The organism is Paenibacillus vandeheii (assembly GCF_030433635.1).
In the GTDB taxonomy this organism is placed as follows: Bacteria; Bacillota; Bacilli; order Paenibacillales; family Paenibacillaceae; genus Paenibacillus; species Paenibacillus vandeheii.
In genome coordinates, this window is record NZ_JAROCD010000012.1 from 43,606 (window position 1) to 68,377 (window position 24,772).

34 protein-coding genes are annotated in these 24,772 nt (G+C 44.0%); 31 read left to right on the plus strand and 3 right to left on the minus strand.

Annotated elements, in window-relative coordinates; translation table 11 throughout:
- Window positions 1-19: 19 nt before the first annotated feature.
- The 13 genes from P5G61_RS22900 (at window position 20) to P5G61_RS22960 (ending at window position 8,326) form a co-directional block, all read left to right on the plus strand.
- Window positions 20-175: a hypothetical protein gene (locus tag P5G61_RS22900; RefSeq protein ID WP_162491041.1), complete on the plus strand. Its 156-nt coding sequence runs from the start codon at window positions 20-22 to the stop codon at window positions 173-175.
- Between the two features lie 109 nt (window positions 176-284).
- Window positions 285-1,061, plus strand: coding sequence for a hypothetical protein (locus P5G61_RS22905; protein WP_301248533.1), 777 nt, complete (start codon window positions 285-287; stop codon window positions 1,059-1,061).
- Window positions 1,062-1,125: 64 nt separating this feature from the next.
- Window positions 1,126-1,818, plus strand: a complete 693-nt coding sequence (locus P5G61_RS22910; RefSeq protein WP_301248534.1) for a hypothetical protein — start codon at window positions 1,126-1,128, stop codon at window positions 1,816-1,818.
- 76 nt (window positions 1,819-1,894) lie between these two features.
- Window positions 1,895-2,317, plus strand: a complete 423-nt coding sequence (locus P5G61_RS22915) for a YhfM domain-containing protein (protein WP_301248535.1) — start codon at window positions 1,895-1,897, stop codon at window positions 2,315-2,317.
- Between the two features lie 259 nt (window positions 2,318-2,576).
- Complete coding sequence (locus tag P5G61_RS22920; RefSeq protein WP_301248536.1) at window positions 2,577-3,137, plus strand: GNAT family N-acetyltransferase; 561 nt, start codon at window positions 2,577-2,579, stop codon at window positions 3,135-3,137.
- A gap of 113 nt (window positions 3,138-3,250) precedes the next feature.
- Window positions 3,251-3,751, plus strand: a complete 501-nt coding sequence (locus P5G61_RS22925; RefSeq protein WP_301248537.1) for a PH domain-containing protein — start codon at window positions 3,251-3,253, stop codon at window positions 3,749-3,751.
- Window positions 3,748-5,283: a PH domain-containing protein gene (locus tag P5G61_RS22930; RefSeq protein ID WP_301248538.1), complete on the plus strand. Its 1,536-nt coding sequence runs from the start codon at window positions 3,748-3,750 to the stop codon at window positions 5,281-5,283. Before P5G61_RS22925 ends, P5G61_RS22930 begins: the two co-directional genes overlap by 4 nt.
- A 96-nt stretch (window positions 5,284-5,379) precedes the next feature.
- Complete coding sequence (locus P5G61_RS22935) at window positions 5,380-5,742, plus strand: DUF3139 domain-containing protein (protein ID WP_301248539.1); 363 nt, start codon at window positions 5,380-5,382, stop codon at window positions 5,740-5,742.
- A gap of 11 nt (window positions 5,743-5,753) precedes the next feature.
- Window positions 5,754-6,533 carry a Cof-type HAD-IIB family hydrolase gene (locus P5G61_RS22940; protein ID WP_301248540.1) on the plus strand — a complete coding sequence of 260 codons (780 nt, stop codon included), beginning with the start codon at window positions 5,754-5,756 and terminating at the stop codon, window positions 6,531-6,533.
- Between the two features lie 103 nt (window positions 6,534-6,636).
- A complete protein-coding gene (locus tag P5G61_RS22945; RefSeq protein ID WP_094030689.1) occupies window positions 6,637-6,807 on the plus strand; it encodes a YHYH domain-containing protein in 171 nt (56 codons plus the stop codon).
- A gap of 120 nt (window positions 6,808-6,927) precedes the next feature.
- A complete protein-coding gene (locus P5G61_RS22950; RefSeq protein ID WP_301248541.1) occupies window positions 6,928-7,089 on the plus strand; it encodes a hypothetical protein in 162 nt (53 codons plus the stop codon).
- Between the two features lie 2 nt (window positions 7,090-7,091).
- Window positions 7,092-7,754 (plus strand): HAD family hydrolase, encoded by a 663-nt coding sequence (locus P5G61_RS22955; RefSeq protein ID WP_301248542.1) that lies wholly within the window; start codon window positions 7,092-7,094, stop codon window positions 7,752-7,754.
- Between the two features lie 53 nt (window positions 7,755-7,807).
- A complete protein-coding gene (locus tag P5G61_RS22960; RefSeq protein ID WP_301248543.1) occupies window positions 7,808-8,326 on the plus strand; it encodes an NUDIX domain-containing protein in 519 nt (172 codons plus the stop codon).
- Window positions 8,327-8,491: 165 nt separating this feature from the next.
- On the opposite strand, the gene P5G61_RS22965 is transcribed toward P5G61_RS22960, so the two are convergent.
- Window positions 8,492-9,649 (minus strand): glycosyltransferase family 4 protein, encoded by a 1,158-nt coding sequence (locus P5G61_RS22965; RefSeq protein ID WP_301248544.1) that lies wholly within the window; start codon window positions 9,647-9,649, stop codon window positions 8,492-8,494.
- Between the two features lie 246 nt (window positions 9,650-9,895).
- On the opposite strand from P5G61_RS22965, the gene P5G61_RS22970 reads away from it, so the two are divergent.
- Genes P5G61_RS22970 through P5G61_RS22980 form a run of 3 tightly spaced genes read left to right on the plus strand, consistent with a single transcriptional unit; the run spans window position 9,896 to window position 11,330 of the window.
- On the plus strand, window positions 9,896-10,465 hold the full coding sequence (locus tag P5G61_RS22970; RefSeq protein ID WP_301248545.1) for a DMP19 family protein: 570 nt from the start codon (window positions 9,896-9,898) through the stop codon (window positions 10,463-10,465).
- Between the two features lie 25 nt (window positions 10,466-10,490).
- On the plus strand, window positions 10,491-11,027 hold the full coding sequence (locus P5G61_RS22975; RefSeq protein ID WP_301248546.1) for an AAA family ATPase: 537 nt from the start codon (window positions 10,491-10,493) through the stop codon (window positions 11,025-11,027).
- 12 nt (window positions 11,028-11,039) lie between these two features.
- The gene (locus P5G61_RS22980) at window positions 11,040-11,330 is read left to right on the plus strand and encodes a hypothetical protein (RefSeq protein ID WP_301248548.1); all 291 of its coding nucleotides are present in this window, start codon (window positions 11,040-11,042) and stop codon (window positions 11,328-11,330) included.
- A 98-nt stretch (window positions 11,331-11,428) separates the two neighbouring features.
- On the opposite strand, the gene P5G61_RS22985 is transcribed toward P5G61_RS22980, so the two are convergent.
- Window positions 11,429-12,202 (minus strand): sporulation protein, encoded by a 774-nt coding sequence (locus tag P5G61_RS22985; RefSeq protein ID WP_301248549.1) that lies wholly within the window; start codon window positions 12,200-12,202, stop codon window positions 11,429-11,431.
- A 225-nt stretch (window positions 12,203-12,427) separates the two neighbouring features.
- Between P5G61_RS22985 and P5G61_RS22990 the strand changes: the two genes are divergently transcribed.
- The 10 genes from P5G61_RS22990 to P5G61_RS23035 all read left to right on the plus strand — a co-directional run bounded on the left by P5G61_RS22990 (window position 12,428) and on the right by P5G61_RS23035 (window position 21,479).
- On the plus strand, window positions 12,428-13,099 hold the full coding sequence (locus tag P5G61_RS22990; RefSeq protein ID WP_301248692.1) for a class I SAM-dependent methyltransferase: 672 nt from the start codon (window positions 12,428-12,430) through the stop codon (window positions 13,097-13,099).
- A gap of 117 nt (window positions 13,100-13,216) precedes the next feature.
- The gene (locus tag P5G61_RS22995; protein WP_301248693.1) at window positions 13,217-13,756 is read left to right on the plus strand and encodes a GNAT family N-acetyltransferase; all 540 of its coding nucleotides are present in this window, start codon (window positions 13,217-13,219) and stop codon (window positions 13,754-13,756) included.
- 48 nt (window positions 13,757-13,804) lie between these two features.
- Window positions 13,805-14,329, plus strand: coding sequence for a YfiT family bacillithiol transferase (locus tag P5G61_RS23000; RefSeq protein ID WP_301248550.1), 525 nt, complete (start codon window positions 13,805-13,807; stop codon window positions 14,327-14,329).
- 36 nt (window positions 14,330-14,365) lie between these two features.
- Window positions 14,366-14,872, plus strand: a complete 507-nt coding sequence (locus P5G61_RS23005; RefSeq protein WP_301248551.1) for a GNAT family N-acetyltransferase — start codon at window positions 14,366-14,368, stop codon at window positions 14,870-14,872.
- A gap of 266 nt (window positions 14,873-15,138) precedes the next feature.
- Entirely contained in the window at window positions 15,139-15,864 is a 726-nt protein-coding gene (locus tag P5G61_RS23010) for a class I SAM-dependent methyltransferase (protein WP_301248552.1), read from the plus strand.
- A 67-nt stretch (window positions 15,865-15,931) separates the two neighbouring features.
- Window positions 15,932-16,672, plus strand: coding sequence for an SDR family NAD(P)-dependent oxidoreductase (locus P5G61_RS23015; protein ID WP_301248553.1), 741 nt, complete (start codon window positions 15,932-15,934; stop codon window positions 16,670-16,672).
- 341 nt (window positions 16,673-17,013) lie between these two features.
- The gene (locus P5G61_RS23020) at window positions 17,014-17,703 is read left to right on the plus strand and encodes a response regulator transcription factor (protein ID WP_301248554.1); all 690 of its coding nucleotides are present in this window, start codon (window positions 17,014-17,016) and stop codon (window positions 17,701-17,703) included.
- Window positions 17,700-18,704: a sensor histidine kinase gene (locus tag P5G61_RS23025; protein WP_301248555.1), complete on the plus strand. Its 1,005-nt coding sequence runs from the start codon at window positions 17,700-17,702 to the stop codon at window positions 18,702-18,704. The genes P5G61_RS23020 and P5G61_RS23025 overlap by 4 nt, the downstream gene beginning before the upstream one ends.
- 100 nt (window positions 18,705-18,804) lie before the next feature.
- Complete coding sequence (locus P5G61_RS23030; protein WP_301248557.1) at window positions 18,805-19,560, plus strand: ABC transporter ATP-binding protein; 756 nt, start codon at window positions 18,805-18,807, stop codon at window positions 19,558-19,560.
- Window positions 19,557-21,479 (plus strand): ABC transporter permease, encoded by a 1,923-nt coding sequence (locus tag P5G61_RS23035; RefSeq protein ID WP_301248558.1) that lies wholly within the window; start codon window positions 19,557-19,559, stop codon window positions 21,477-21,479. The genes P5G61_RS23030 and P5G61_RS23035 overlap by 4 nt, the downstream gene beginning before the upstream one ends.
- Window positions 21,480-21,599: 120 nt before the next feature.
- Here the strand turns inward: P5G61_RS23035 and P5G61_RS23040 are convergent, their stop codons facing one another.
- Window positions 21,600-22,052, minus strand: coding sequence for a hypothetical protein (locus P5G61_RS23040; RefSeq protein WP_301248560.1), 453 nt, complete (start codon window positions 22,050-22,052; stop codon window positions 21,600-21,602).
- Between the two features lie 146 nt (window positions 22,053-22,198).
- On the opposite strand from P5G61_RS23040, the gene pgsA reads away from it, so the two are divergent.
- From pgsA to P5G61_RS23065, 5 genes are all read left to right on the plus strand, one after another.
- Window positions 22,199-22,777: a CDP-diacylglycerol--glycerol-3-phosphate 3-phosphatidyltransferase gene (gene pgsA, locus P5G61_RS23045; RefSeq protein ID WP_301248561.1), complete on the plus strand. Its 579-nt coding sequence runs from the start codon at window positions 22,199-22,201 to the stop codon at window positions 22,775-22,777.
- Window positions 22,778-22,817: 40 nt separating this feature from the next.
- On the plus strand, window positions 22,818-23,300 hold the full coding sequence (locus P5G61_RS23050) for a GNAT family N-acetyltransferase (RefSeq protein WP_301248562.1): 483 nt from the start codon (window positions 22,818-22,820) through the stop codon (window positions 23,298-23,300).
- A gap of 22 nt (window positions 23,301-23,322) precedes the next feature.
- Window positions 23,323-23,748 (plus strand): GNAT family N-acetyltransferase, encoded by a 426-nt coding sequence (locus tag P5G61_RS23055; protein WP_301248564.1) that lies wholly within the window; start codon window positions 23,323-23,325, stop codon window positions 23,746-23,748.
- A gap of 41 nt (window positions 23,749-23,789) precedes the next feature.
- Window positions 23,790-24,227 carry a GNAT family N-acetyltransferase gene (locus tag P5G61_RS23060; RefSeq protein WP_301248565.1) on the plus strand — a complete coding sequence of 146 codons (438 nt, stop codon included), beginning with the start codon at window positions 23,790-23,792 and terminating at the stop codon, window positions 24,225-24,227.
- 108 nt (window positions 24,228-24,335) lie between these two features.
- Window positions 24,336-24,758, plus strand: coding sequence for a hypothetical protein (locus P5G61_RS23065; protein ID WP_301248566.1), 423 nt, complete (start codon window positions 24,336-24,338; stop codon window positions 24,756-24,758).
- Window positions 24,759-24,772: the final 14 nt, after the last annotated feature.

Here is a 24,772-nt window from a genome sequence, read left to right on the forward strand (position 1 = left end):
ATAAAAAGGAGGAAGTATGATGAGTTTTTCATTCATTTCAACATTTGCAGTTTTATTTAATTTGGTATTATTCGGATTGGGCGTATATGCCCTTATTTTATTTATCAAACTTGCTAAACGTGGGATTCAGGCGCTGGATATTTATTTATATGAGAAACGAGGAGAACGGTTCTAACCTGTAGAAATATCACTCAACAATAGAATTATCATTTTTCTCTCAGTGTTTTATTGTTGCTCTATTGATATGATTAACTCATCATTCAACTAAAGAGAGGGTAATTGACATGGATACTTTTTTAGAGCAAATCAACGAGTTGCAAGAGCTTCAAAAGGATTTGGTCAGTATACATCCCTTATTCAGAGAGCATTATCCTGTGGTTGTGGCATATGAAACTTTGTTATATATCTATGATTATTCGTCCAAGACGAAGCAATATGAATGGGTAAAAACCGTTCCGGATGACCTGAATATTCCCGATGAATGCCTGGCGGCATTTCCGGTGCATCACATGGATGAACGAATATGCGCAGTTGTGACAGATGCGGCGTTTCAAAATTTTGAGCAGAAAGTCTACCTCTTTCATGAGTTTGTCCATTGTTACGTATATGAACAGTATCGCGACATTGGTGACCGACTTGAGATTAAACGCAGGATGGAGCAAATCAAACGTGTAACATGGGAACTGGATTATGAGTTTCCTTATGACAATGAGATTGTTGTCCAGCGGATCACTTCGTTGCTATCAGCCTTGAAGAGTAAGGATCTCTTGCAAGTCAAAGCGGCAAGATTGGCTCTGTTTAACTCTTTGAGTGAAGAACAAGGTGAGTACTTCAACTGGCTGGAGTGGAACGAAGGTTACGCGCGATATATGGAGAATCGGATTCGGGAGAAATTAGGACTGGATATGAATCACCTTGGGGATTCAGCTCCGTTTAATCGTCTAGTTTTCTATGAATGCGGGTCGGAATATATAAGCCTGCTCGTTAACGAACAGCCGGATCTTCACACGGATTTGGAGCAGCTATTTGAGACGATACAAGCAGAGCGAGTGCAGGCTTGAGCATAGACTACATTGATTTTCTTTTGTATGTGTAGCAGATTTTGCGAAAAAGGAGAATATCTCTATGCCACTGCCAATGGTTCATTTAAATGTTGCTGTTCTTTTTGCTGAAACCTTGCAAGGACATGTAGAACGAGGCCCGTTCTATCTGGGGAATGTCGCACCTGACTCTATTCATATGCGTGAGGGTTGGACAAGAGCGGATAAGGAAAACACTCATTTCAACCCTAAGGATAAGAATGAAGGAGATTACGTTGAGCAACTAAAAAAACGTTATTCAACCTACATCCAACAGCATGCAGATGAGGGATGGAAGTGGTTCGTGTGGGGCTACTTTATGCATGTCCTGACAGACTTTTACTGGTTCCGTAGTGTTCATCCACAATTTGTGGAGCAGGTTACTCTTACGGATCAAAATTCGGGTATAACCCGAACCAAGGATGAACTTGGGCGTCTGTATTACCAGGAGACGGATCAGATTGATTTTAATCTTTATCAACAGGCGAGTTGGAGTGAAGAAGTCTGGAAAATGCTTGAGATTGCACCTGGCTATGATGTTGCTGATCTGTTAACCGCAGAGGAGATTTTGCGCTGGCGGGATCGTACATTTTCCTTTTTTAATGAAAGCGCCAACGAACCCGGTATAGTTCCCAAATTCATTACGGACGTAAAGATAAGTGTTTTCGTGGCCAATACCGCCCAACGTTTAAAAGTGCTGCTCCAAGGATGGGACACCGAGTTGCGGTATACAACATAAGCATCTAGAGCTAAATACAGATGATTACGTAGAGAGTGAGTACTAAATGTTTAGTTGAGCCGGGAGGTATATGCTAATGAAAAAAGCAGGGATTATCTTAGCTCTCTTCGCGATGCTCCTTGCAGCCTGTAACCATCCAATTGAAACTAATTCTAGTCCGAAAGAAGCTCTGCCTTCGCTCATCTCATTAACCTGGAACCCAAACCTCACAACTGAAGCTTGTGAGGATGTCAAAATCGAAGATCCGGTTGAGATTGGAATCGTAATCGAGGCTATAAATAAAGCGGAGCGTATAGAGGGGATTCTTGATTATAGCGTGGAGTACAAGATGAACTTAACAGATGCAGATGGCGCCTTAACCAAGTATGATTTTTCCATAGGCAAAGATCCCAAGCAATCAGCCCTTCTGGTTAACCATGAGGATACCCACGTGGGATATAGCATACCCATAGAGGATGCAAACCGAGTAAGGAAACTGATTCAGAGTCATACGGACTAAACATAGAAGCTTACTGATTACATCGGTAAGTCAGTTTACTATATAGGTTTAACAAAAAAATTACACGATAACGGAGAGGACAGAAAAAAACCTGAAGAAGCATTAGCTTCGCCTTTATCCCCGGATTTTCCCCTTTGAAAATAGGAATCAAAAAAATCTGGGGATAACAGCGATCGGAAGGTTGTTCTGTCATCGGAGTGGCAAGTGTAAATATCCTTTAGTTTAATTTATATAGCTATCGAAACGGAGAAACGGTCATATGAGTCACCTGATTACCATTCAACCTTTAACATCATCGGATATGGAGAGTGCCTGCCAGGTATTCGAGACATCCATTACGAATGCATTTATGCAAGAGGGGCTGGGTGCCCTGCACGAAGACATTCGGGATGAAATTGAACACAAAAAAGCAATGCTTCACTCCGCTTTGCATCCTGACAACAATAAGAAATCGAGTGTCTTCTTTTTGCTCGCCAAAAGAGAAGACACCGTCGTTGGCACCATTTCCTATGGTCCTTGCGGCAAGGAGATTCAAGAATGCACACAAAACCAATTGAACCGTATAGGGGAACTGGGTAGTCTTTACGTTTTGCCAACAGTTCAGGGTCAGGGGATTGGTTCTGCACTTATTCAGGCTCTGGCTACTGAACTTCAGAGGTGTGGGATTACGCAATTTTGCCTGGATAGTGGATACCGGACAGCGCAGAAGAAATGGCAGCGAAAGTTCGGAGAACCTTATGCGGTGGCAAAAAACTATTGGGGTGAAGGAACAGACCATATGGTGTGGTTATGTGAAGTAAAGGATTTTGCTGCAAAATAAAATGACCCAGAGATGACGACCTGTACTGAACAGGTGTCATCTCTTTTACTAAGTCAATCTTTCTGCATCGATAGAGGACTATTCTTCGTACAGTAGCAAAGAGGAGTGAGTATATGCAGCAAACACAGTGGAATACGCCCGAGCAACGTTTATCCCCGAATGCCATAACCATATGGAGAATCAGTGCGATCATAACCAATGGAATAGGTTTGATCGTACTTGCAGCACTGCTGGTTCTGGATTCTGTCTTTGGATGGAAGGCGTGGATTGGTTGGTTACTGTGGGTAGTGATGGCCATTTCAGTGCTGTATGCGGTGTGGGAGATTCTAATCCGACCTTCATTGTTATACAAGCATTGGTATTACGATGCGAATGAGGAGTTCTTGCAATTGAAGCATGGGGCTCTGAAAAAGGTACATCAGATTGTCCCCATGGCCAAAGTGCAATCGGTTACGACGAACCAAGGTCCCCTTTTACGCAAATATGGTCTATATTCCGTATCGGTCGGCACGATGGGTTCATCTCATACGATTCCGGCGCTGCCAGAGGAAGTGGCGCTTGAATTGCGGCATCAGATTGCGTCCTATGCGAGGATTAACGAGGTGGATGAATGAACGACACGAAAAGACAACACCCGTTAGCCATGCTCTGGAGTTTGTGGAAACTGGTGAAAAATTCTTTTGCATTTATCGTATTTTTATTTATTATCCGTCATGGCTCAGAGTCCCAGTGGATTATGTACGGCAGAATCGCATTTTATGTGGCTATCGCGTTTGGTGTTATAACCATCATCTGGAGCTGGTTTACGCTCCGTTATACTACAGATGATAAGGCTTTTCAGATCTACAGTGGGGTGTTCAATCGCACAAGAAGAACGATACCCTATACCAAAGTTCAGAACGTGAACCGGCATACGTCGCTGTTTCATCGTTTGTTCAGAGTCACATCCATTCGCTTTGAGACGGGTATAAAGGGAGAGGACGCCACTTTTCATTTGCAAGTCGTTTCACTTTCGGAATCAGATCGGCTTGAAAAGATTGTAGCAGGACATATGCCGAAAGCAGATGCGATCAGTGATGTTGTGGAACAACTTGTAGATACAGAGAATTTGCCGGAAAACATAAATATGGAAGTAGATACTCCAGTGCCTGTAAAAGAGGAGCTTGAACGGAATCTACATTACCAGTCCACCCGTAAAGATATATTCAAAGCATCGTTCACCTCACTCAGCTTTCTGGTACTTATTCCGATTCTGGGGTCTCTCTATTCGTCGATCAAAGATTTCTTTCCCGATGAAAAAGTGACGGAGAGCATCGTATTAACGTGGCTGGATACTTGGTGGATTACCGCATTGATTATCACTGGGCTTATTGCTGTTTCTATTACGCTTGGTATAATCAGAACCTTTGTGAAGTATGGTGATTTCCAAATATCCTCAGATCGCAAACGTATCTATATTACGAAGGGCATGTTGGAACAGACCGCATTTTCGATTCTGAAGGAACGAGTCCAGGCGGTGAAAATCACGCAGTCTCCGATGAAAAGGCTGTTAGGACTGGCAGAAGTGGAACTGACGACAGCAGGTGGTTTGGGAGAATCCGACCAGGAGGTTAACTCGCTCTATCCTTTTCTGCCTGTAAAGCAAGCTTACGATATGATCTCGGAGATTTTGCCATCCTATGAGGTTACGCAGGAGATGCAGAAGCTTCCACGCAAATCATTATGGCTCCGCATGCTCACACCAAGCTGGGTGTGGATCATTGCAACGGGGTTATTGATTTATTTCAAACCGGTGATTCTGGGACAGAATCAGGCATGGTGGATGATTTCCGCTATTCTGTTACTGTGGATTGTCATATGCAGATTAGCTGATTTTCTCCATACCCGATACGTGATGAATCATAACTTTATCCAGTTGCGAACTGGTGCATTAACCTCGACCCTTTACATCTCCAAGCGGGAGAAAGTCATTGAGGTACAGATCACCCGGAATCTGCTGCAGCGCTGGTTCGATGTTGCTTCGATTCAAACCGTGAATCGTGCCAAACCTGTTCTGCATCACACGCTAAACGATATTCCGCCTGAAGCCGTAGAGGCGTTTCAGTTGTGGTATATGGAGCGGAGCCAGAACGTCCAGACTCGGTAAATGTAAAGGCAAGTGCAGGAAGACTACTAAGGTAAATTGCGCACTTGCCTTTTTTATTGAAGGTAGATGCTTAATTGCTTTTCTTAGGAGGTTTTTATGACCAAGAAGAAAAAATACATACAGCTAGCGTTTCTGATCATCATGATTATGTTAGTATTGACCCCGTTTGTATATGTGCAAGTAAACAAGAAGATCTATGCGCATAGAGTTACCGAATACCTAATTGAGGAAAAGAAATACACCCAAGAGGAAATTGAATCCGTGGAAGGCATATGGGGAATTAAACTGCCTCCCTTCTTTGCCCTGGTTAATTTTAAAGATGAACCGGATGTTGAATATATTTATTTTGCTCATAATGAAGTCCTGCAATTTGGTCATCGTATCTCAGAAGAAGCGCAAAGAAGAGGCAAAACCAAATCGGATCTGAAGCATGTTGCACCAACTAATGACAGTGAGTAGGAGGCCTTTCATTGATTAAAATCGTATTTATGGACGTGGACGGTACGTTACTCAGTGAGAAGGATCGAAGTCTCTCGCCAAGTACAGAGGAATCAATTCGAAAATTGGTTCGTAGGGGTATACAGGTCGTTCTAGTCACCGGCAGACCCTATCATTTATGCGGAGACTTCAGGAAACTCGGAATTGATACCATAATCTCGGCTAACGGCGCATTGATTAAGAGCGGAGATGAAGTAATACATAAATCGGTGCTTTCTGCACGGATGGTTAGAGAATTCAGTGAATTTGCCAAGATGAACGGAAACAGTATTTCTTATTTTACAGAGTCATTCGAGATGAATGGATTATGTACCGCGGATGTACGTGTCACCAATGCATTGAGAGATACGCTCGGTCTGATAGAATATCCACTGACCATTAGTTCTTTGGAACAAGAAGTGTATTGTATATGTTTATATGCCGATCAAACTGAAGCGGAGAAATTCCATTACAAATTCCCTACATTAAAATTCGTGAGGTTCCATCCTTATGTGTCTAACGTGATGGAAGAGAACGAAGTATCCAAATCAATAGCGGCAGGGAAAGTGCTCGACCATCTGAATATATCGAGAGAGGAAGCGATGGCTTTTGGCGATGGTGAAAATGATATCGATCTGCTAGAGTACGTGGGTCTCGGCATTGCGATGGGGAATGGCGGAGAGCGTGTCAAACAAAGTGCGGATTATGTCACACTGCGAGCAAGTGAGGATGGCATCACACACGCATTGAAGAAATTTGAAATCATAGAATAAGTAAATTTTGGAGTAGTAAGGATATCCTTATTATGGGTTTTCATGTAGAATGATGGAGGAAGAATTAAGCCCTAAAGCATAGGGTGTGATCGAAGGGTGACGTATGAAAAAGGTTGTTATTGTAATTCTGTCTCTTGTCGTACTTATTGGTGTGTCTTCTTCTGCTTACGCCCATCCAGGCAGATTGGACAAAAATGGTGGACATAATTGTTCCGCGAAATCCAAACAAAAGGGCCTATGTACAGGATACCATTATCACAAAAAGAAGAAATGAACATAGGTCTACAAGGTAAACCCAGCCCTGGTCTATTCTATGGTTGGGTTTATATGTTTATAATTCATGGTAGTCGCAGCTAACAGAATAGAATAAACATTACGTTAGAGGTGAGTAGTTATGGGGTTTATTGGGATCATTTGTGTAATTATTATGACGGTCACACTCATCAGCATAGAAAGTAAAACGAAACGGTTAATTCAAGAGCAGGCCGAAACCAATCGGAAACTGGAGTTGCTGTTGAGTAAAGAACGTTTGACAGACCAGACAGGAGGAGCATGACGATGGATCATATTAAAGCGATTATTTTTGATCTGGACAATACGATTCTCAACAGAACAAGTACCTTTGAAGGCTTCACCCAGAGCTTGATCAACACTTATTTTACCCATCTTGAGACTACGGATGATATCCTCAAAAGAATCATTGAGCTCGATATGGATGGTTATAAGGATAAACATATTTTGTTCAACGAGCTGCTCCATGAATTACCTTGGGCTGAGAACCCGCCTCACGCGGAGCTTATGGAGTTCTATGGCAGAGAGTATGTGAGTAGTGCTGTTCTGATGGAACAGGCACGAGAAGTGGTGCAGCATCTAAGAGGAAAATATAAAACAGGTTTGATCACCAATGGTAAAACTGAGATTCAGTACGGTAAAATCGATCAGCTCGGCATTCGGGATGATTTTGATCATATTATCGTTTCGGAAGAAGCTGGGGTCAAAAAGCCTGATCCTCGTATTTTCAGACTGGCACTGGACCATTTCGGCCTGTCTCCTGACCAGTGTATTTACATTGGAGACCATCCCGTAAATGATGTCGAAGGAGCGGCAAAAGTAGGCATGAGCACGATCTGGATGAAGGTCAATCAGCCTTGGCAGGACAGCATTACGACCAAACCATTGCATGCTATTGAACATCTCGGTGAATTAAGGGATTTGCTCTAGGCAGATAGACAGATTAGATCAATTTACATAACAGAACAGTGAGGAAGGTGAACATGGAGATCAGACAGATGGCTACGGCTTTTTTGAGCAATGGAACCGACATGTTGATGATGAAGAAGGCAGGCAGCAAGCTGTTTAATTTTGAGTTTTGGGGTGGCATTGGCGGTCATCTGGAGCACGGCGAGCTTAACTCACCAATGACTGCCAGCTACCGGGAGATCGAAGAAGAAACAGGGTTCAAGCAAGAGGATGTTGAGAATTTTCGTCTTCGATATATATTGCTGGAGGTTAACGGCAATGAAGTACGGCAGCAGTTTGTATATTTTGGTGAGACGAAGCATCGATCCTTTATACCATCGGATGAAGGTGAGTTATTTTGGGTACCTTTGGATGAACTGCTGGATTTACATACATCTATCCTGATCAAAGCATCGATTCGGCACTTTTTGCAGAATCAGGAGACCAACGAGATCTGGATCGGGAATGTCCTGAATGGAGAAGGTTCAGCGGCCAGACCAAGGGTTGAATGGAGCATCATGCAAGACACCATATCATTTGAAACCGTTGTGTAAAAGTAGAACGCCACGGGAACCCGGCCTATTTCTAATCGCAGACTCATACGGCCTGCCTGTTGTAATGGGCTATTATCAAGAGTGAGGATGTCAGCACATCCCCGCTCTTTTTTAACTCCGTATCCAATACAAATGTGGTCTTTGGAAAGAGGAAGGGTATGAAAGTCAAGCTGTAATGATCCGATCTTTCGTGTTTCTTCTCCGATTCTCAATGGCTTCTTCATAATCTCCGATTAACCCGTCGAAAATGTGATCCCACGAACGCTGCTGAGCAAGTTTTCGCCCTTCAAGGCCCATATTCTTCAGTTGATCCACATGATCTCCCCACAGGCATATCTCCCGAATCAATGCGTCTGCCTGGCCCGGCTCAAACAAAACACCGCTTCGATGATGTGCGACCAAGTCTTTTACACCGCCACCATTCGCTGCGAGAACTGGCAATCCTGAAGCCATCGCTTCCAGCACCACATTGCCAAATGTTTCTGTTGAGGAAGGAAACACAAAGAGATCTGCCGAAGCATACATAACAGCAAGCTCCTCACCATGTAGGTACCCTGTAAAGGTGACATTGGGCGGGGATTGCATACGCATTTTGGGAAGCAATGGGCCATCACCTACAATGATCCAGTGTACACGGGATTGCATATGTTCAGGTAACTGCTGCATGGCAAGCGTGAGGGTAGCGATATCTTTTTCTGGGGCAATTCGTCCTACGTAGAGTAAAATTAGAGGAGCCGTTATATTGTAGCGTGTACGGATATCTGAGCTTCGTTTATCTGGTGAGTACAGGATGCAATCGATCCCGCGGGACCAGAGCTTTAGACGCTGAATACCTTTCGACTGCAATGAGTTTAAGGTCTCCTGAGACGGTGCTAATGTGGAGTCACAGGCCCGGTGGAACCACTGAATGTACTTCCAGTAGAGAGGAATTATGCTGTTCAACCTGTAGTATTCGAGGTAACGATCAAAGTGGGTATGGTAGGAGATGACATGAGGAAGCTGATGCTTGAGCGCATATCTGAGACCGAGAAGGCCCATATTGAATGGAGTGGCGATATGCAGCAGATCTGGCTGAAAGGCTTTTAACTCTTGATGGATGGATCTCCGATTAGGTAGGGCTATTCTACATTCCGGATAGAGGAAAAAGGGGATGTTGGTAACCGAACGAGCCGGTGCGGCGTGATTGCCTTCAATAACGGACTGCGGCGTAAGTAGCAGATGCTCAATTCCTTTGCGGTTTAACTGGTTACTTAAGCGGTGCAGCGTGCCGGCAACACCATTGGTATCCGGAACATAGGTATCGGTGAACAAGGCCAGGCGCATCATTACCCCTCCCATGACTCTTGATGAGACGATCATAACAGCGGATCATTTTCCAGAGGTCAAGTGAAGGTTAACTTTATCTGTATTTCGTGTAAAGTGTGTGGGCAGCGTGATCTGGTGCAAACATACATCGGATAAACTTATATCGTATATTCTGCTATGATGTATAGGCGTTTCGTTTTAGTGGACCCGTGTAAAATCATTCGTTCAACTTACATATAGAGAGATTATAGGAGGCAGAGAGAGATGAATAAATTACAGGAAGAATTACAGCAATTATTACCCTTGGATCAGCTTGAAAGCATGTCGGGTGAAGAAGTGGTGGGGAGCGTTGCCATGGATCTTTATCGTGCTGAATTTGCGACCATTCGGGAATGCGGACCGGGTCTTCCACAGGTACTGCGAGATGCTATCCTGATCGTAGATCTGGATACAGAGCTGTCCATGAGTGGTATTACCGGTTTTCTTGAAAATGCGAGCGGACAGTTTCTGGGTGAAACGACGGAAGCGATGCAGCGCATAGGAAATGATGCAGATGCAGAGATCCTGAAGAACATTCAGCATATGTTATCCGAAAATGGTGTGACGCCTGAGCAATTAAGAGAAAATGTGAATGCACTCTCCGAACAGGATGTAACGACGACCCTGAATACGCATGGTCAACAGATTCATGAGGTTTTGCAACGGGTGGAGTTGGAAGCGGGTCATTTGAGCATGCAATCGGATAATGAAGAGGTATTTGAACTCCTTTATCAATATGTAGAAACGAACAAAGATCGTCTGAAACAGGAGATGGAACACCTCTTGTCTAATTGAATCTGACACGTAGGAGAGTGTTACGATGATTGTGATGATTAATGGGGCATTTGGCTCGGGTAAAACCTCTGCTGCTACCAAGCTGCAGTCGCAAATTCCGAACAGCATGATCTACGATCCGGAAGAGATTGGTTACATGTTAAGAAATCTGATTGTGGATGACGTGAAAATGGAAGAGGAGAAAACGGACGATTTTCAGGATATGGAGCTGTGGAAAGTCCTTACCGTGAAAGTCGCCTGTGAAATCAGGGAGAAGTATAACAAACATCTGATTGTTCCAATGACCATCTACAAGTCAGAGCAGTTCAATTACATCCATCGGGGTCTGAAAGAGTTAGATGCTGACCTTTTTCATTTCACTTTGATGACAACTATGGAAACATTACATGAGAGATTGTTGAAGCGCGGGGATGAGCCTGGTGGATGGACTTTTATACAAGCGGTTAAGTGTGCTGAAGCATTCCACGGAGTACGCTTTGAAGAGTATATTCAAACGGATGACCAAACAACAGATGATGTGGTGGATTTTATAATTTCCAAAGTGTTATCAGACCGTAAATGAGGAGGCAAAAAGATGAGTATCAACAAACGATTAGGTGTGGAATCCCTGTTGGTAACTTTGCTATTCACACTGGGTTTTATGGCTTGGAATGTCGTTCAAGGGATGCTAATGACGCTTAATCATGCACCTGAAATAATGAACAACGATTCATCCGTCGCCATGTTGCAGTCCGAGGTTGCTTTTGGTTCCATTGCCCGATGGGATACAACTTCCATTATGATCGCTGTTATCGGATTCCTCTTGCTCGCTGCTGCATACTATGGTCTTCGATCGGGGATACAGCGCTGGGCACAGCGTTCTTGAAGTAGGCTTGTTTATTAATAAGGAAGAACATAGACAAAAAACAGTTCTATACCAGAGGTAGCTGGTAGAAGAACTGTTTTTTCGTTTTTTTTAATAGATTATAAATGCTTGGAAATGACCTCTTCCAGTCCTTGGGCGACCGAATGTGCACCCCGTGCAAGATGTCTCTCATAGAGATGCAGACGAACAAAGCTCTCATCCGTACCCATCGCTTCGGAGAAAATGCCACCGAGCCCACGTGAGCGGCGGTCAATCTGAAGCAGCAGTTCCAGTGAATCTCCCATCGGATAGAACAGTACTTCCAGCTCATCCAGATAGCCGCGGAACTTGCTCGTTGGCACGAATTCAAATTCCTGTACAAATGGAAGATTGCCACCAAGCTTTGGAGCATAGTCGTTGGTCACTTCACGTAACTTAAAACCAAGGAGAGCAATTGCATCAAGCACGGTATTCATATCTTTGGTAGGAACGACGTGTAGTCTATCCCGGTCTGAAGGGTCCATGGCACTTGAAATATCGAGACCGGTCTCAACCCATACCTCTGCACGGTGCAGTGTAATCGGAAGATTTTCGGGCAGATCAAATGAGAAGGATTTCTCCAGTTTGGCTCCAGGTTGTAATAGGAACCCTTCTGTGAGCAGGTATTTGGCTACAACGGCCGTTTCATTTACTTTTCGATCATTGTGCTCCCGTATGTAATGGGTTTTGATCGTAAGGTAGATTCGTTCTACATTCTGTTCCACTTCTCCGCCCTCGATGTACACGATCCCCGAGATGATTCCTCCAGGCGTAACCTCAGGTGTATGTAATTCCGTATTTACTTTGGCTGCTCCAACACCTACACTGGCTAACATTTTCTTGAAAAAAGACATTTGCTCAACCTCCACATCCTATTTGTCTATCCAAGGGGAAAATACGACTTCGAGCTTAATACGGCGCCTGTGAGAAAAGCGTTTCAAATTTTAACAAGCAATATGTTGTGAATAAATAAACTTTTTTGATAGAGAAAAAGTTAACAAGTGAAACAGGAGAATCGGATTGTCCGTGTCGAATATTGTTTAATATGGGATTTTCTTCTGGGGGGATATCTATTGGGTATGGAATGGTATGACATGATTGCACGGCGTAACGGCGGATACAAGGGAAGAGCTGTATTTACCCTGGAAGGCCATTCGGCAGAAGATGTGTTTGAAGCGGGCTTGATGCAACAGCTGCCTCAGTATAAATCTGTGCTCGATGCGGGTTGTGGTCATGGTGAATTTACATTAAAAATGTCGGCCTATACCAGTCATATTACGGGTTTCGACAACTCGAAGGAACTGCTGTGCATTGCCCAGGCTGGGCTTGATGCCAGTGACGTTCACAATGTGAAATTTGTCTACGCCACAACCAAAACGGATATGCCGTTCGAAGACGAACAGTTCGACCTGATCTATGACCGCAGAGGCCCTACGTCCATTATTGAACATGGGAGATTACTGCGAAAGGGTGGCGTGATCTTTGGTATTCATACCGATGTAAGCAAGGTACGAGAAAGATTGCAAACGAATCAGTATGAAAACATCGAGATTGAGGAATTCAATGAGGCCATGATGGTTTTCCCTGATGAAAAAGAGTTCGCTATCTTTCTTTCCGATATCCCCGGCAACCCGGATTACACACGGCCGGAGTTCCATGAACAGCTGCAAGTGAAGCTGAAGGAAAATCAGATGGATGGAAGACTTGCTGTGCGTGAGCATAAATATATCTGGAAGGCCGTAAGGGGTTAAAGAAAGATTATACAATTACAATTGTCTGCCTTTGAATGTATAGATCTGGAGGATGGGAAAGGACCTGAGCTGGGTCTCAGGAGAGCCCCTAGAGATTATTAAGGAGTATGCAGAGTGATGCTAATCTATCCATGGAATGAAATTACGGTACGTTTGCTGGATAAAAAAGATGAGCAATACCTTGTTCAATGGTTGTCTGATCCTGAAGTACTTCAATATTACGAGGGTCGTGATCGGCCGCATGATCTGAATATGGTCAAAGAGCACTTTTATAGGCAAGACGACGCTGCATATCGTTGCATGGTTGAATACGAGGGTAAACCTATTGGCTATATCCAGTTCTATGAACTGGAGGAAGAAGAACGGAATGAGTATGGTTATGGAGACACAGATGAAATTATCTATGGAACAGATCAATTTATTGGAGAGGCTTCTTACTGGAACCGCGGTATTGGCACACAACTAGTACAATCAATGTTGGCCTATCTGGTCAACGAAAAGCAAACCCGGAAAGTGGTCATGGACCCGCAATCGTGGAACGAACGAGCCATATCCTGTTACGAGAAGTGTGGTTTCAGGAAGGTTAGACTGCTAAAAGAACATGAGCTGCATGAAGGACAGATGAGGGACTGCTGGTTAATGGAGTATGCCCCATAGGCAACACTCTATAGTACATTGAACCATCTTAACGAGGAGGAATGAGCCATGGATTTCAGATACCCGATTGGACCATTTGAACATACAGGCGAGGTTACATCGGCGCAGCGGAAACAGTGGATTGAGGATATTGCCGAGTTGCCGGAGCGCGCCCGCGAAGCGGTCAAAGGACTGAGTGAAGATCAATTAAGGTTGCCCTACCGGGAAGGTGGCTGGATGCTCAAACAGGTCATACACCATATGGCAGATAGCCACATGAACAGCATGGTTCGTTTCAAGCTGGCATTGACGGAGGATAGTCCTACGATAAGACCATATTACGAAGAACGGTGGGCTGAATTAAGTGATTCGCGGGAGCTGGATGTTGAGTTTTCCCTGCAAATTCTGGATGCGCTGCATCGTCGGTGGGTAGCGTTATTAAACACATTAACAGATGCAGATTATGCCAAAACCTTTTATCATCCCGCATCCAAAGAAACGACCAGACTGGATTATAATCTGGGCGTATACGCCTGGCATGGAAGACACCATGTTGCCCATATAACCTCGCTTAGAAGCAGGTTGGGAATCTAGCATTGAGATAAATAACTTATTAAGGAGAATACATCGATGAACATACGTATCCGGCTTTTGGATGAGAGCGATCCGGTTGTAATTTCGCAGGCATTTCAGGAACAGGGCTGGGCCAAATCGGCAGAGCAGTATATTCAATATCTTGCAGAACAGCAGAATGGTGAACGGGTAACTTTGGTAGCGGAGCTTAATGGAGTTTTTGCCGGTTACGTGAATGTATTATGGAATTCCTGTTATCCGTCGTTCAGGAAACAGGGCATTCCGGAAATTAATGATTTCAATGTGCTGATCAAGTATCAGCGTCAGGGAATTGGATCACGTTTGATGGACCGGGCAGAGGAAGTTATTCAGGAACGTACTGATACTGCCGGGATTGGTGTCGGGGTATTCTCCGACTATGGTAATGCTCAAATTCTATATGCCCGTCGTGGATATATTCCGGATGGTCAGGGTATTCACAAGCATGATCGTTATCTAAAGTGGGGCGATGAAACGATCATTGATGACGATGTGGTCCTGTATCTAACGAAGAAGTTAAGCTGATCGAACCCTAATGAAAATGACCAAAACGACGTTCAGAAGATAGAGGATTTCTTTCTTCTGAACGTCGTTTTTTGAAATTTAAATAGGCTATTTTCAGCTCGGGTCATACAAGAAAAATAGAGTTATATTGGATGAAAATGTTATAATGGAGGGTAGTAGATTTAGCGCAAAAAACGTGATGCTGCGGACGATTTAAAGGGAAAGAGATCGATACATAAGAGGGAATATACAGGACATTTTGTATGAATTCGAGGAGGAATGTGGTTATGGAGAAGACGATTAAAAACGTCCAGGATCTATATGATATGCTTGATGCCGAGTTCAGATCAGCAAAGCAATTTTGGGAGCCGTTCTATGAAGATCGGAACCGACCGATTCCCTTTTTTCCAAACAAGCCGGATGAAAATCTGGTAGCGCATGTGCACTCAGGAATCCTGACAGGCGGCAAAGCATTGGAGCTAGGTTGTGGCCCGGGAAGAAATGCATTATATCTAACGCGTCATGGTTATAAGGTAGATGCTTATGATCTTTCGGAGACAGCCATTGCCTGGGCGAAGGAAAGAGCGGCAGAAGAACAGCTTTCAGTGAATTTTGAATGCAAATCGGTATTTGAACTCGGGCCTCAGGAAGAGTATGATCTGGTCTATGACTCGGGTTGTCTTCACCATTTGCTACCCCATCAGCGTATTCCTTACATACAGATGATTAACAACGCACTTAAGCCTGGAGGATATTTTGGGATGACCTGCTTTGCGCCGGGGTTTGGCGGTCAAGGTGGACCGGAAATTGTAATGGACGATTGGCAGGTATACCGTGAGAAGTCGATGAAAGGCGGTCTGGCCTTCACGGAGGAAAAGCTTCGCTATTTGCTTGAAGATCCGTTTGAATGTGTTGAACTGCGCCCAATGCGGGAAACCGAACAGGCTGAAACTAATTTTGGCTTGCCCATCCTATGGGTGACGTTGTGGAGAAAACCCAACGCGCAGCCCTGAATTCATAGGGTTCGTAAATTTGATGTTTAACCAATCTTGCACGGAGTGAGAGAAAGGAAGGTAGCATATGGGGAACAGGCACTTTATCATTACAGGTACATCCAAAGGAATAGGCAAACAGCTGGCGGAACTGCTATTGGAAAAGGGAGATTATATCTACGGCATTGCTCGTGGAACGTCTGACTTGGAGGATGCTTATGAGCGTTATAAGCATATTCAGTTTGATCTTTCAGATATCCATAGCATCGACGATCTTGTCTCAAGTATATTGGAACAGATTCCGCCGCAAGAAGTTGAATTCATCGGGCTCATTAACAATGCAGCCATGCTTGAGCCGTTGAAGCCGATCGATCAGTGCATCGCAGAGGAAATCAGCCAACAGCTGGATATCAGCTTGGCGGCGCCCATGATCTTGACTTCCTCCTTTATAAAGCAGACCAGTCACCTGAACGCACGGCGGAAAATTGTCAATGTATCGTCCGGGTCAGGAAGTTATCCGGCACCTTCAATGGCATCTTACTGTACCTCCAAAGCTGGAATGATCATGTTCACCCAATGTGTAGCGATGGAACAATCCGGGCAACCAAATCCCGTTGAAGTGATTGCATTCGATCCGGGGATGGTGGATACGGAGCTACAGGCTGTGGCAAGAAGCAAAAGTGCAGAGGGATTTGCGTTGTCCGAAGTATTCGGTCAGGTCTATGAAGCAGGCCAATTAAGATCGCCACAGGATGTCGCAAAGCAACTGATCGAACGGATGGAAGAATTCAGTGATCCAAGCAAGGTTCTGCACACCATGGAGGGATAACCAGATATACTAATTTGCGCTCCACATGGTCCAGAATTCTATAGATGAATCTGGAGTATGTGATTTGTTTGAGCTCTGACAACGTAGTGAGAAAGAATTATTTTATTTGGTTCGACAATTTTGATTATTCTATAAGCAGCGAAAGTAGTGGAGGGGACGAAATCGATTCTGAAGAAACGGAGTGGTCGCCTTTATCCCCGGATTTTCCCCATTTGAAAGGTGAAATAAAAAAATCCGGGGATAACAGCGATCGGAAGAACGATTCGTATCCGTAACGGTTATTTTGCTCTACTTTTTACAGTTTAATCAGCTCAAGAAGAACAGAAACGTGGTGAAAGTATATGTTTAAAATTATGCTCATTGAAGACGACGAGTCGTTATTCAGTGAAATCAAAGAACGGCTATCCCAGTGGTCCTATGACGTGTATGGCGTGCAGGATTTTGGCAAAGTGATGCAGGAATACAGTGTTATTCAGCCACAGCTGGTCATTATTGATATTCAGCTTCCCCAGTATGACGGATTTCATTGGTGTCGGATGATCCGCGCTCATTCCAATGTGCCGATTATCTTTTTGTCCTCACGGGATCATCCTACGGATATGGTTATGTCGATGCACCTGGGTGCAGATGATTTTATCCAGAAGCCCTTCCATTTCGATGTGCTGATTGCCAAAATCCAGGCGACTCTGCGGAGGGTATACAATTACAATACAGAGCGGATTGAGCTGCGCACATGGCGCGGGGCGACCATTGAATATGTGAAAAATACACTCACCCATAGCAATGAATCTGTCCTTTTGACCAAAAATGAAATGTTCATTCTCAAAGTGCTGATAGAGCACAAAAATCAGATTGTGACTCGGGAAGATCTGATTCGCAGCTTGTGGGATCATGAACATTTTGTGAGTGACAACACGCTGACGGTTAACGTTAATCGACTTCGCAAAAAGCTGGAGCCTTTAGGTCTGGATGGCTATATCGAAACCAAGGTAGGGCAGGGCTATATGGCAACAGAAGAGGCGGAAACATGATTGCCAAATACATACGGGAAAAGCTCAGCTGGCTATTGTTGCTAATAAGTATACAGCTCATCATTTTATTTGTAGCCTATATCGACACGTCCATTCCATTCCGATCTGTAGCCTATATCGTCGTGTTGAATGTGGTGGTATGCATTGTTTTTATGTGGGCGAGATATCCAAGAGAGACCCGTTTCTATAAAAGATTAACCACCTGGGATCATACGTATGATCTGGGGGATTTGGATATCGCTGAAAGCCCATATGAACGGATTGTGCACGACGCGGTGACATCCCAGACGGAGCGTTATCGGAAGGAGTCTTCGTCTCATTTCATTTTGCTGGAGCAGGAGAAGGATGAGATGTTGGCCTGGATTCATGAGGTGAAAACGCCCCTAACCGCGCTGCAATTGATGATTGAGCGTATGCCGGATGACAAACTTCAGGGCCAAATGACGTATGAATGGCTGCGCATTCACCAACTGCTCGATCAGCAGCTTCACCAGAAGCGTATTCCATTTATGCATAATGATTTGTTTGTCGAAGAAACGGAGCTTGAACCGATTTTGAATGGCGAAATTAGAGCCTTGAAGTCATGGTGCATCTCCAAAGGTATTGGCTTCGATATGTCTTTGTATGTGACAAAGGTGCTGACGGACAGCAAATGGTTAGGCTTCATCCTACGGCAGTTGCTCAGCAATGCGGTGAAATATAGTCATTCCTCTGATATTGTTATTGAAAGCAGAGAGCAGGAAGGGCATCTTATACTGACGATTCAGGATTATGGACGAGGCATTGAGGCCCACGATTTACCGCGTATCTTTGATAAAGGCTTCACTTCAACGCAAGGCAGGCTGGAGGGAACCGCAACGGGAATGGGTTTGTATTTGACCAGACAGGTGGCACAAACACTTCATATAGACATTAAGGTACAATCTGCTCCCGGAGAGGGTACAGTCGTCAAACTGATCTTCCCGCGAAAGAATGACATGATCCACCTCGCAGGCGTGTGACAACATTGTCACATGCTTTTTGGTTTTGTTCGGTGAATCGCACGATAAATCGGAGCATCCAGCCTATGATAGAGATATACCAAAGAGGAGTGAGTGGGATATGTGGATACTGGAAGCCAAAAAAATTCATAAAGTCTACGGCAATAAACTAAATAAACAGGAAGTCCTTAAGGGGATTGATCTCGGCGTAAGTAAAGGGGAATTTGTTGGAATTATGGGACCTTCGGGTTCGGGGAAAACGACGCTGCTTAACGTTCTGTCCTCCATCGATCGGGTAAGTCAGGGCACCATTGACATTGAGGGTCAGGAGTTCACGGGAATGAAGGAGAAGCAGCTTGCTGAATTCCGTAAACACCATCTCGGTTTTATTTTTCAGGAGTATAACCTACTGGATACGCTCACGGTGAAGGAGAATGTGCTACTGCCGCTCTCCATTACGAGTATCCCGAAGCATGAAGCACACCTGAAGTTTGAACAAATCGCCCGTGAACTGGGCATATATGAGCTGAAAGACAAATATCCCTCCGAGATTTCGGGTGGACAGAAGCAGCGGACTTCAGCTGCGCGTGCGTTTGTACATGATCCAAGCATTATTTTCGCTGATGAGCCAACAGGTGCACTTGATTCCAAATCGGCTTCGGACTTGCTTGGCAAATTGAGTGATATGAACAGCAAGCATCAGGCCACCATTATTATGGTTACCCATGATCCGTTTGCTGCGAGTTATTGCAGCAGGGTGATTTTTATCCGGGACGGTCAGATCTATACCCAATTAAATAAAGGAGACGAGTCCCGGCAATCCTTCTTCAACGATATTATCAAAACTCAGGGCGTGTTGGGTGGTGTTCAGCCATGAGTCTGAGTTACATCATCTTTCGCAATCTGAGGAAAAACCTGAAGAATTATTACCTGTACGTCTTTGCTTTGATTTTTAGTGTGGCTCTGTATTTTTCCTTTGTAACGTTACAGTATGATCCCTCCATGGATGAGGTTGCTGAATCTACGAAAGGAGCGGCTGCGATAGGCGCCTCCTCCGTGTTATTGATCGTGATTGTGGGTGTTTTTCTGCTTTATGCCAATACGATCTTTATCAAGCGACGTAGTAAGGAGATTGGTTTGTTTCAGCTGATCGGACTCACGAAGGGAAGAATTTTTGGCATCTTGAGTGCGGAGAATTGTATTCTCTACTTCGGCTCTATGGTGATTGGTATTGTGATTGGGTTTCTCGGTTCCAAGCTGATATTGATGATTTTGTTCAAAATTATTGGTGTTGAAGCGATTACGAAGCTGTATTTCTCACCAATGGCACTGGTACAGACGCTTATTGTATTTGCGGCATTGTACCTGCTTATCATGCTGATGAATTACACCTTTATCCGGGCACAGAGTATCCTTTCGCTCTTTCGGGTGTCTTCTACAACGGAGCAGCAAGTGCAGAAGTTGTCTGTGGGGCAGATACTGATGGGCATCTTAGGTGTTGCCCTGATCGGTTTTGGATACGCTTTGTCTGCACGATTGTTCAGTGGCGAGGCGTTGGATATGCAGCAGTTAATGTACACGATGATTTTAATTCTGTTCTCGGTCATTCTGGGGACCTATCTGTTCTATAAAGGTTCCGTCAGTTTTCTCTTTAATCTGATTCGCAAAAGTAAAAAAGGCTACCTCTCCATTAACGAGGTGTTGTCGTTATCCTCCATCATGTTTCGTATGAAGTCGAATGCCTTGCTGCTGACCATTATTACTACGGTATCAGCACTCGCCATAGGCATGTTGTCGCTCAGTTACATTTCCTATTATTCAGCAGAGGCGCAAGCCAAGGAAAGTCTGCCGGAAGATTTTTCATTTGCTCAGGCTGATGTGAAAAATCGTTTTGTAGCCGAGTTGGATAACAAACAAATCCAATATGAAGAAAAGCATAGACAACCTTTGTATATTGAAATTGATGCACATCAGGTGATGGATGATTCCCTGACGGATGAACTATTGTCCAGTAGTGTAGTTAGTGACAATATGGTGGATAACATCGACTTGAAACCAGGTGAAGTGGTCTTTATGGGGTATGGCAATGTTATTCAGCAGTTAATTTCAATTCAGGATGAAGGACCCATCGTTCTGCACGGGTTGAAGCATGGCATTGACCAGCAACTGATTGGAACCACCAAACAGGGAGTTCTTCCCGTATACTATACCAAGGGTACACCCGTAGCGGTTGTAGATGAATCGGTTTATGCTGAGCTCGCGCAGGATCTTGATCCGAAACTTCAGAAAGGACCGACCGATTATTACGGTGTGCACATTACAGATCCAGGACAAGACGAGAATGCGTATGCCATTTTTGCAGAATTGCAATTAGAGGCCCCAAGTTTCTCCCAGATTGAATTCAGAAATAACCAGCGTACCACTATGGGCCTAATCATGTTCATTGTTGGTTTCCTGGGTCTAACCTTCCTGATTACATCGGGTTGCATTCTCTATTTCAAACAAATGAATGAGAGCGAAGAAGAGAAATCGAACTATACGATTCTGCGAAAACTTGGATTTACTCAAGGCAATCTGTTACGTGGGATTCAGTTCAAGCAGTTGTTTAATTTCGGCATCCCGCTTGTCGTGGGTCTGAGCCATAGTTATTTTGCCGTGAAATCAGGCTGGTTCTTTTTCGGTACAGAACTGGTCACACCTACGGTAATCGTCATGATTGTATATACGTTGTTATATTCGATCTTCGGCCTGTTGTCCATATGGTATTACAAACGCGTGATCAAGGAATCGTTGTAGATCAGAGAATTAGAAAAAGAGGAATACATTAAAGAATTCGGACGAAGGGGCAACTGTATGAAATACAGTCTGTCCTTTCTTTTTTGTGCAGGCTATGTTAAATCTTGTAGTTTATCAAAATCATTTTATTGTTTTTGCTATTTCAATTAATGTTTGGTGATCGTATAAGGGTTCAAGATTATTATTTTTTCCTGAAATAAGTGAGTAAGTTAGACCCTCATTTCTCCAATAAATGGCGTTAACATGTTCGTCTCCTTGGTCCCAGGTTTGCGAACCGTCAGCTAATTTTAGTCCTTTTTTCCCATTCGGAGGCGTATTAGCCTTTGAGTTTGTCATCATAAGGATCAGGCTCAATCCTTCATCGGTATTTTCATACGTGATTTCTACGGCATCATATGTACCATTGGTATCTAAAATTCTTGCTGATTTTTGATCAACTTGGAAAGGAACGGACGGCTGTTTCATTTCAAACGGGATATTAGCTTCCGCATCTTCAATTGATATTTCAACTGGAGGACTCCAATCTGAATGATTAGTCGGTTGATTACTTTCCGCGTTTTGTGAGCCGTTCACAGGTTGTTTCCCCATCAGACATCTTTTTTTTTTGGATTATTCAATTATTAACACAAAATTTTAACAAAGCCTTTTGTGAAAAAAAGGAGGATGGCGCAAGGGTGGAGAAATCACAACATATGGAGTGAAGAAGAGGGAGGTTTCCCATGAATCTGGCTAACAAAATCACCTTGGCGAGAATGGCATTGATTCCTTTGTTTATGTTGTGCTTCGTCCCGTTGCCGTCCTGGATTCAGGAGTCGAGTGAGCTTATTCGTTTTCTGGATCAGCATGGTCTGGTGATTGGAGTTATTATTTTTGCACTGGCTGCGGGGACGGATAAGCTGGATGGCTACGTGGCTAGAAAATATAATCAGATTACAAAACTGGGGAAATTACTTGATCCACTGGCGGATAAACTGTTGATCTCGGCTGCGCTGATCATGATGGTTCAGGTGGATATGATCGGTTCATGGATAGCTGTTATCATTATAGGGCGAGAAATTGTTATTACGGCCCTTCGTATGGTTGCTACTGAACAGGGAATTGCCCTGGCTGCTGATCGATATGGCAAGATCAAAATGGTACTGCAGGTGGCTGCTATCATGGCTATATTATTGAATAATGTTCCGTTCAGTTTGCTGACAGATGTGCGAGTTGATATGATTTTATTATGGCTAGCGGCAGGAGTTACGCTGTTATCGGGATTGAACTACATCTTAGTGAATTATAGATTACTGAAATAAAGACAGCCTACGAAATCTAACGGAAAGAGGAACTAATCTCATGTTATCGATTCATAAAGCAGAGTATCAACACAAATCAACATTGCGCAATCTGATGGAATTGTACAAATATGATTTTACTGAATATGACCCGGAGGACGTCAACGAAAACGGGTTATACGAATATGTGTACCTGGACCATTATTGGACAGAAGCGGGCAGGCATCCTTTTTTGTTCCGGGTAGAAGGAAAATTGGCCGGATTCGCATTGATTCGTGAAATCGAGAGTGAACAGGGAACGAGCATTTGGGAAATGGCAGAATTTTTTGTAATGAAAAAATTCAGAAAGATGGGCATCGGCGCGCAAGCCGCCATTCAGGTGTTCAATCTTTTTCCCGGGACATGGAAAGTAGCGGAGATGGAGACGAATGAGCCCGCTCAGATTTTCTGGCGTAAGGTCATTGCACGTTATACCCATAATAATTACGAAGAGGTTAGAGAGCCAGGGTGGGATGGACCCATTCAAATATTTACCATGGAGTAATAACGAGAAGGAGGAGAAGAGGATGTCCCAATTAAACATCAATCCAAGTACTTCAGAGGATTCAGAATATGTTCGCCAGCAACTCATTGCTTTTAATGCAGCTCATGTGAGCGAGGAATTAAGGCATCGTTACGAAGAATTGAATTTCAACATCAAAAATGAGGCTGGCGATATTGTTGCAGGTGTGCTCAGTACACTTTGCTGGAACTGGTTGGAGGTTGACATTCTTTGGGTGGATGCAGAGCAACGGCAACATGGTTACGGTTCCCAATTGCTACGTGAGGTTGAACGCATTGCGCGCGAGAAATCCTGTGATTTCATCCAACTAAATACGTTCTCGTATCAGGCACCGGATTTTTACAAGAAGCATGGCTACCAATTGATCGCAACGATCGAGAATGCACCGACAGGACACAGCCATTATTATTTTAAGAAGGACCTAACTTAAGACAGCATATGTGAAATAGGAGAAAAATCAGGAGGGTCATTATGGTTACCATTAAAGCAATTGAACTTGAAGATTTACCGGCGTTAAGCCAGTTATACAACGAATTGATGGGTAGACCGACCAATGAAGAGCAGATGCAGAAGATGTTCCACTATATCCAGCAAAATGGACACTACTATGTGCTCGGTGCATTTTATAACGGCGAACTGGCCGGATCGGTTATGGGCATTGAATGTATGGATCTGGCTGGTCAGTGCAACCCCTTCATGGTTGTGGAGAATGTGATTGTATCCGATCAGGTACGCAGGCAAGGCATCGGTCAGAAGCTTATGCTTCAGATTGAGTATATTGCGAGAGATCTTGGATGTGAATACATGATTCTGGTGTCTGGCGATCAGCGCAAGGAGGCTCATATTTTCTATGAAAAGCTGGGCTTTAAGGATGAGAAAGTTCAGGGTTACCGGAAGCATTTTAATTAATCCATATAGCACGGAAAATTTCTAGTAGGTAGAAGGAGTACTTATGAAGCAGGGCGAATAAGGCATAGTCTTGAAAGAATTGAACTAATATATGAGGGAGGCACTCTCGTGTTCAAAAAATGGGCTAATGTCTTGATGATTCTGAGTTTAGTATTCGCTGTATGCTCCCCAACATCCTATGCCGCTGCCAAAACGGTTAAAGTGACCGTGACGCTTGTCAGTGCTGAGCTGGTAGAGAACAATTCCGTCGGTAATGAATGGGCCATTGGGGCAAGTGTGAACGGAAAGGACCTGGAGGAGGGTTCGTCGGTCACGTTGAATCTTAAACCAACGGACACGGTGAAATTAAAAGCAAACGCCGAGGAACAGGACAAAATCCCTGATTTGGGAAGCAAAAGCATGAATGTTAAGGTTTCCTCCATTTCCAAATCAATGAACAAGACTTTATCGGTTGTCGTGACGGAGAACAGAGGTCGTTATTCGGGTAACACGGCGACATGGGAGTTCAAGTTTAAGATCAGTAAGAAGTGAAAAAATGGGTAATA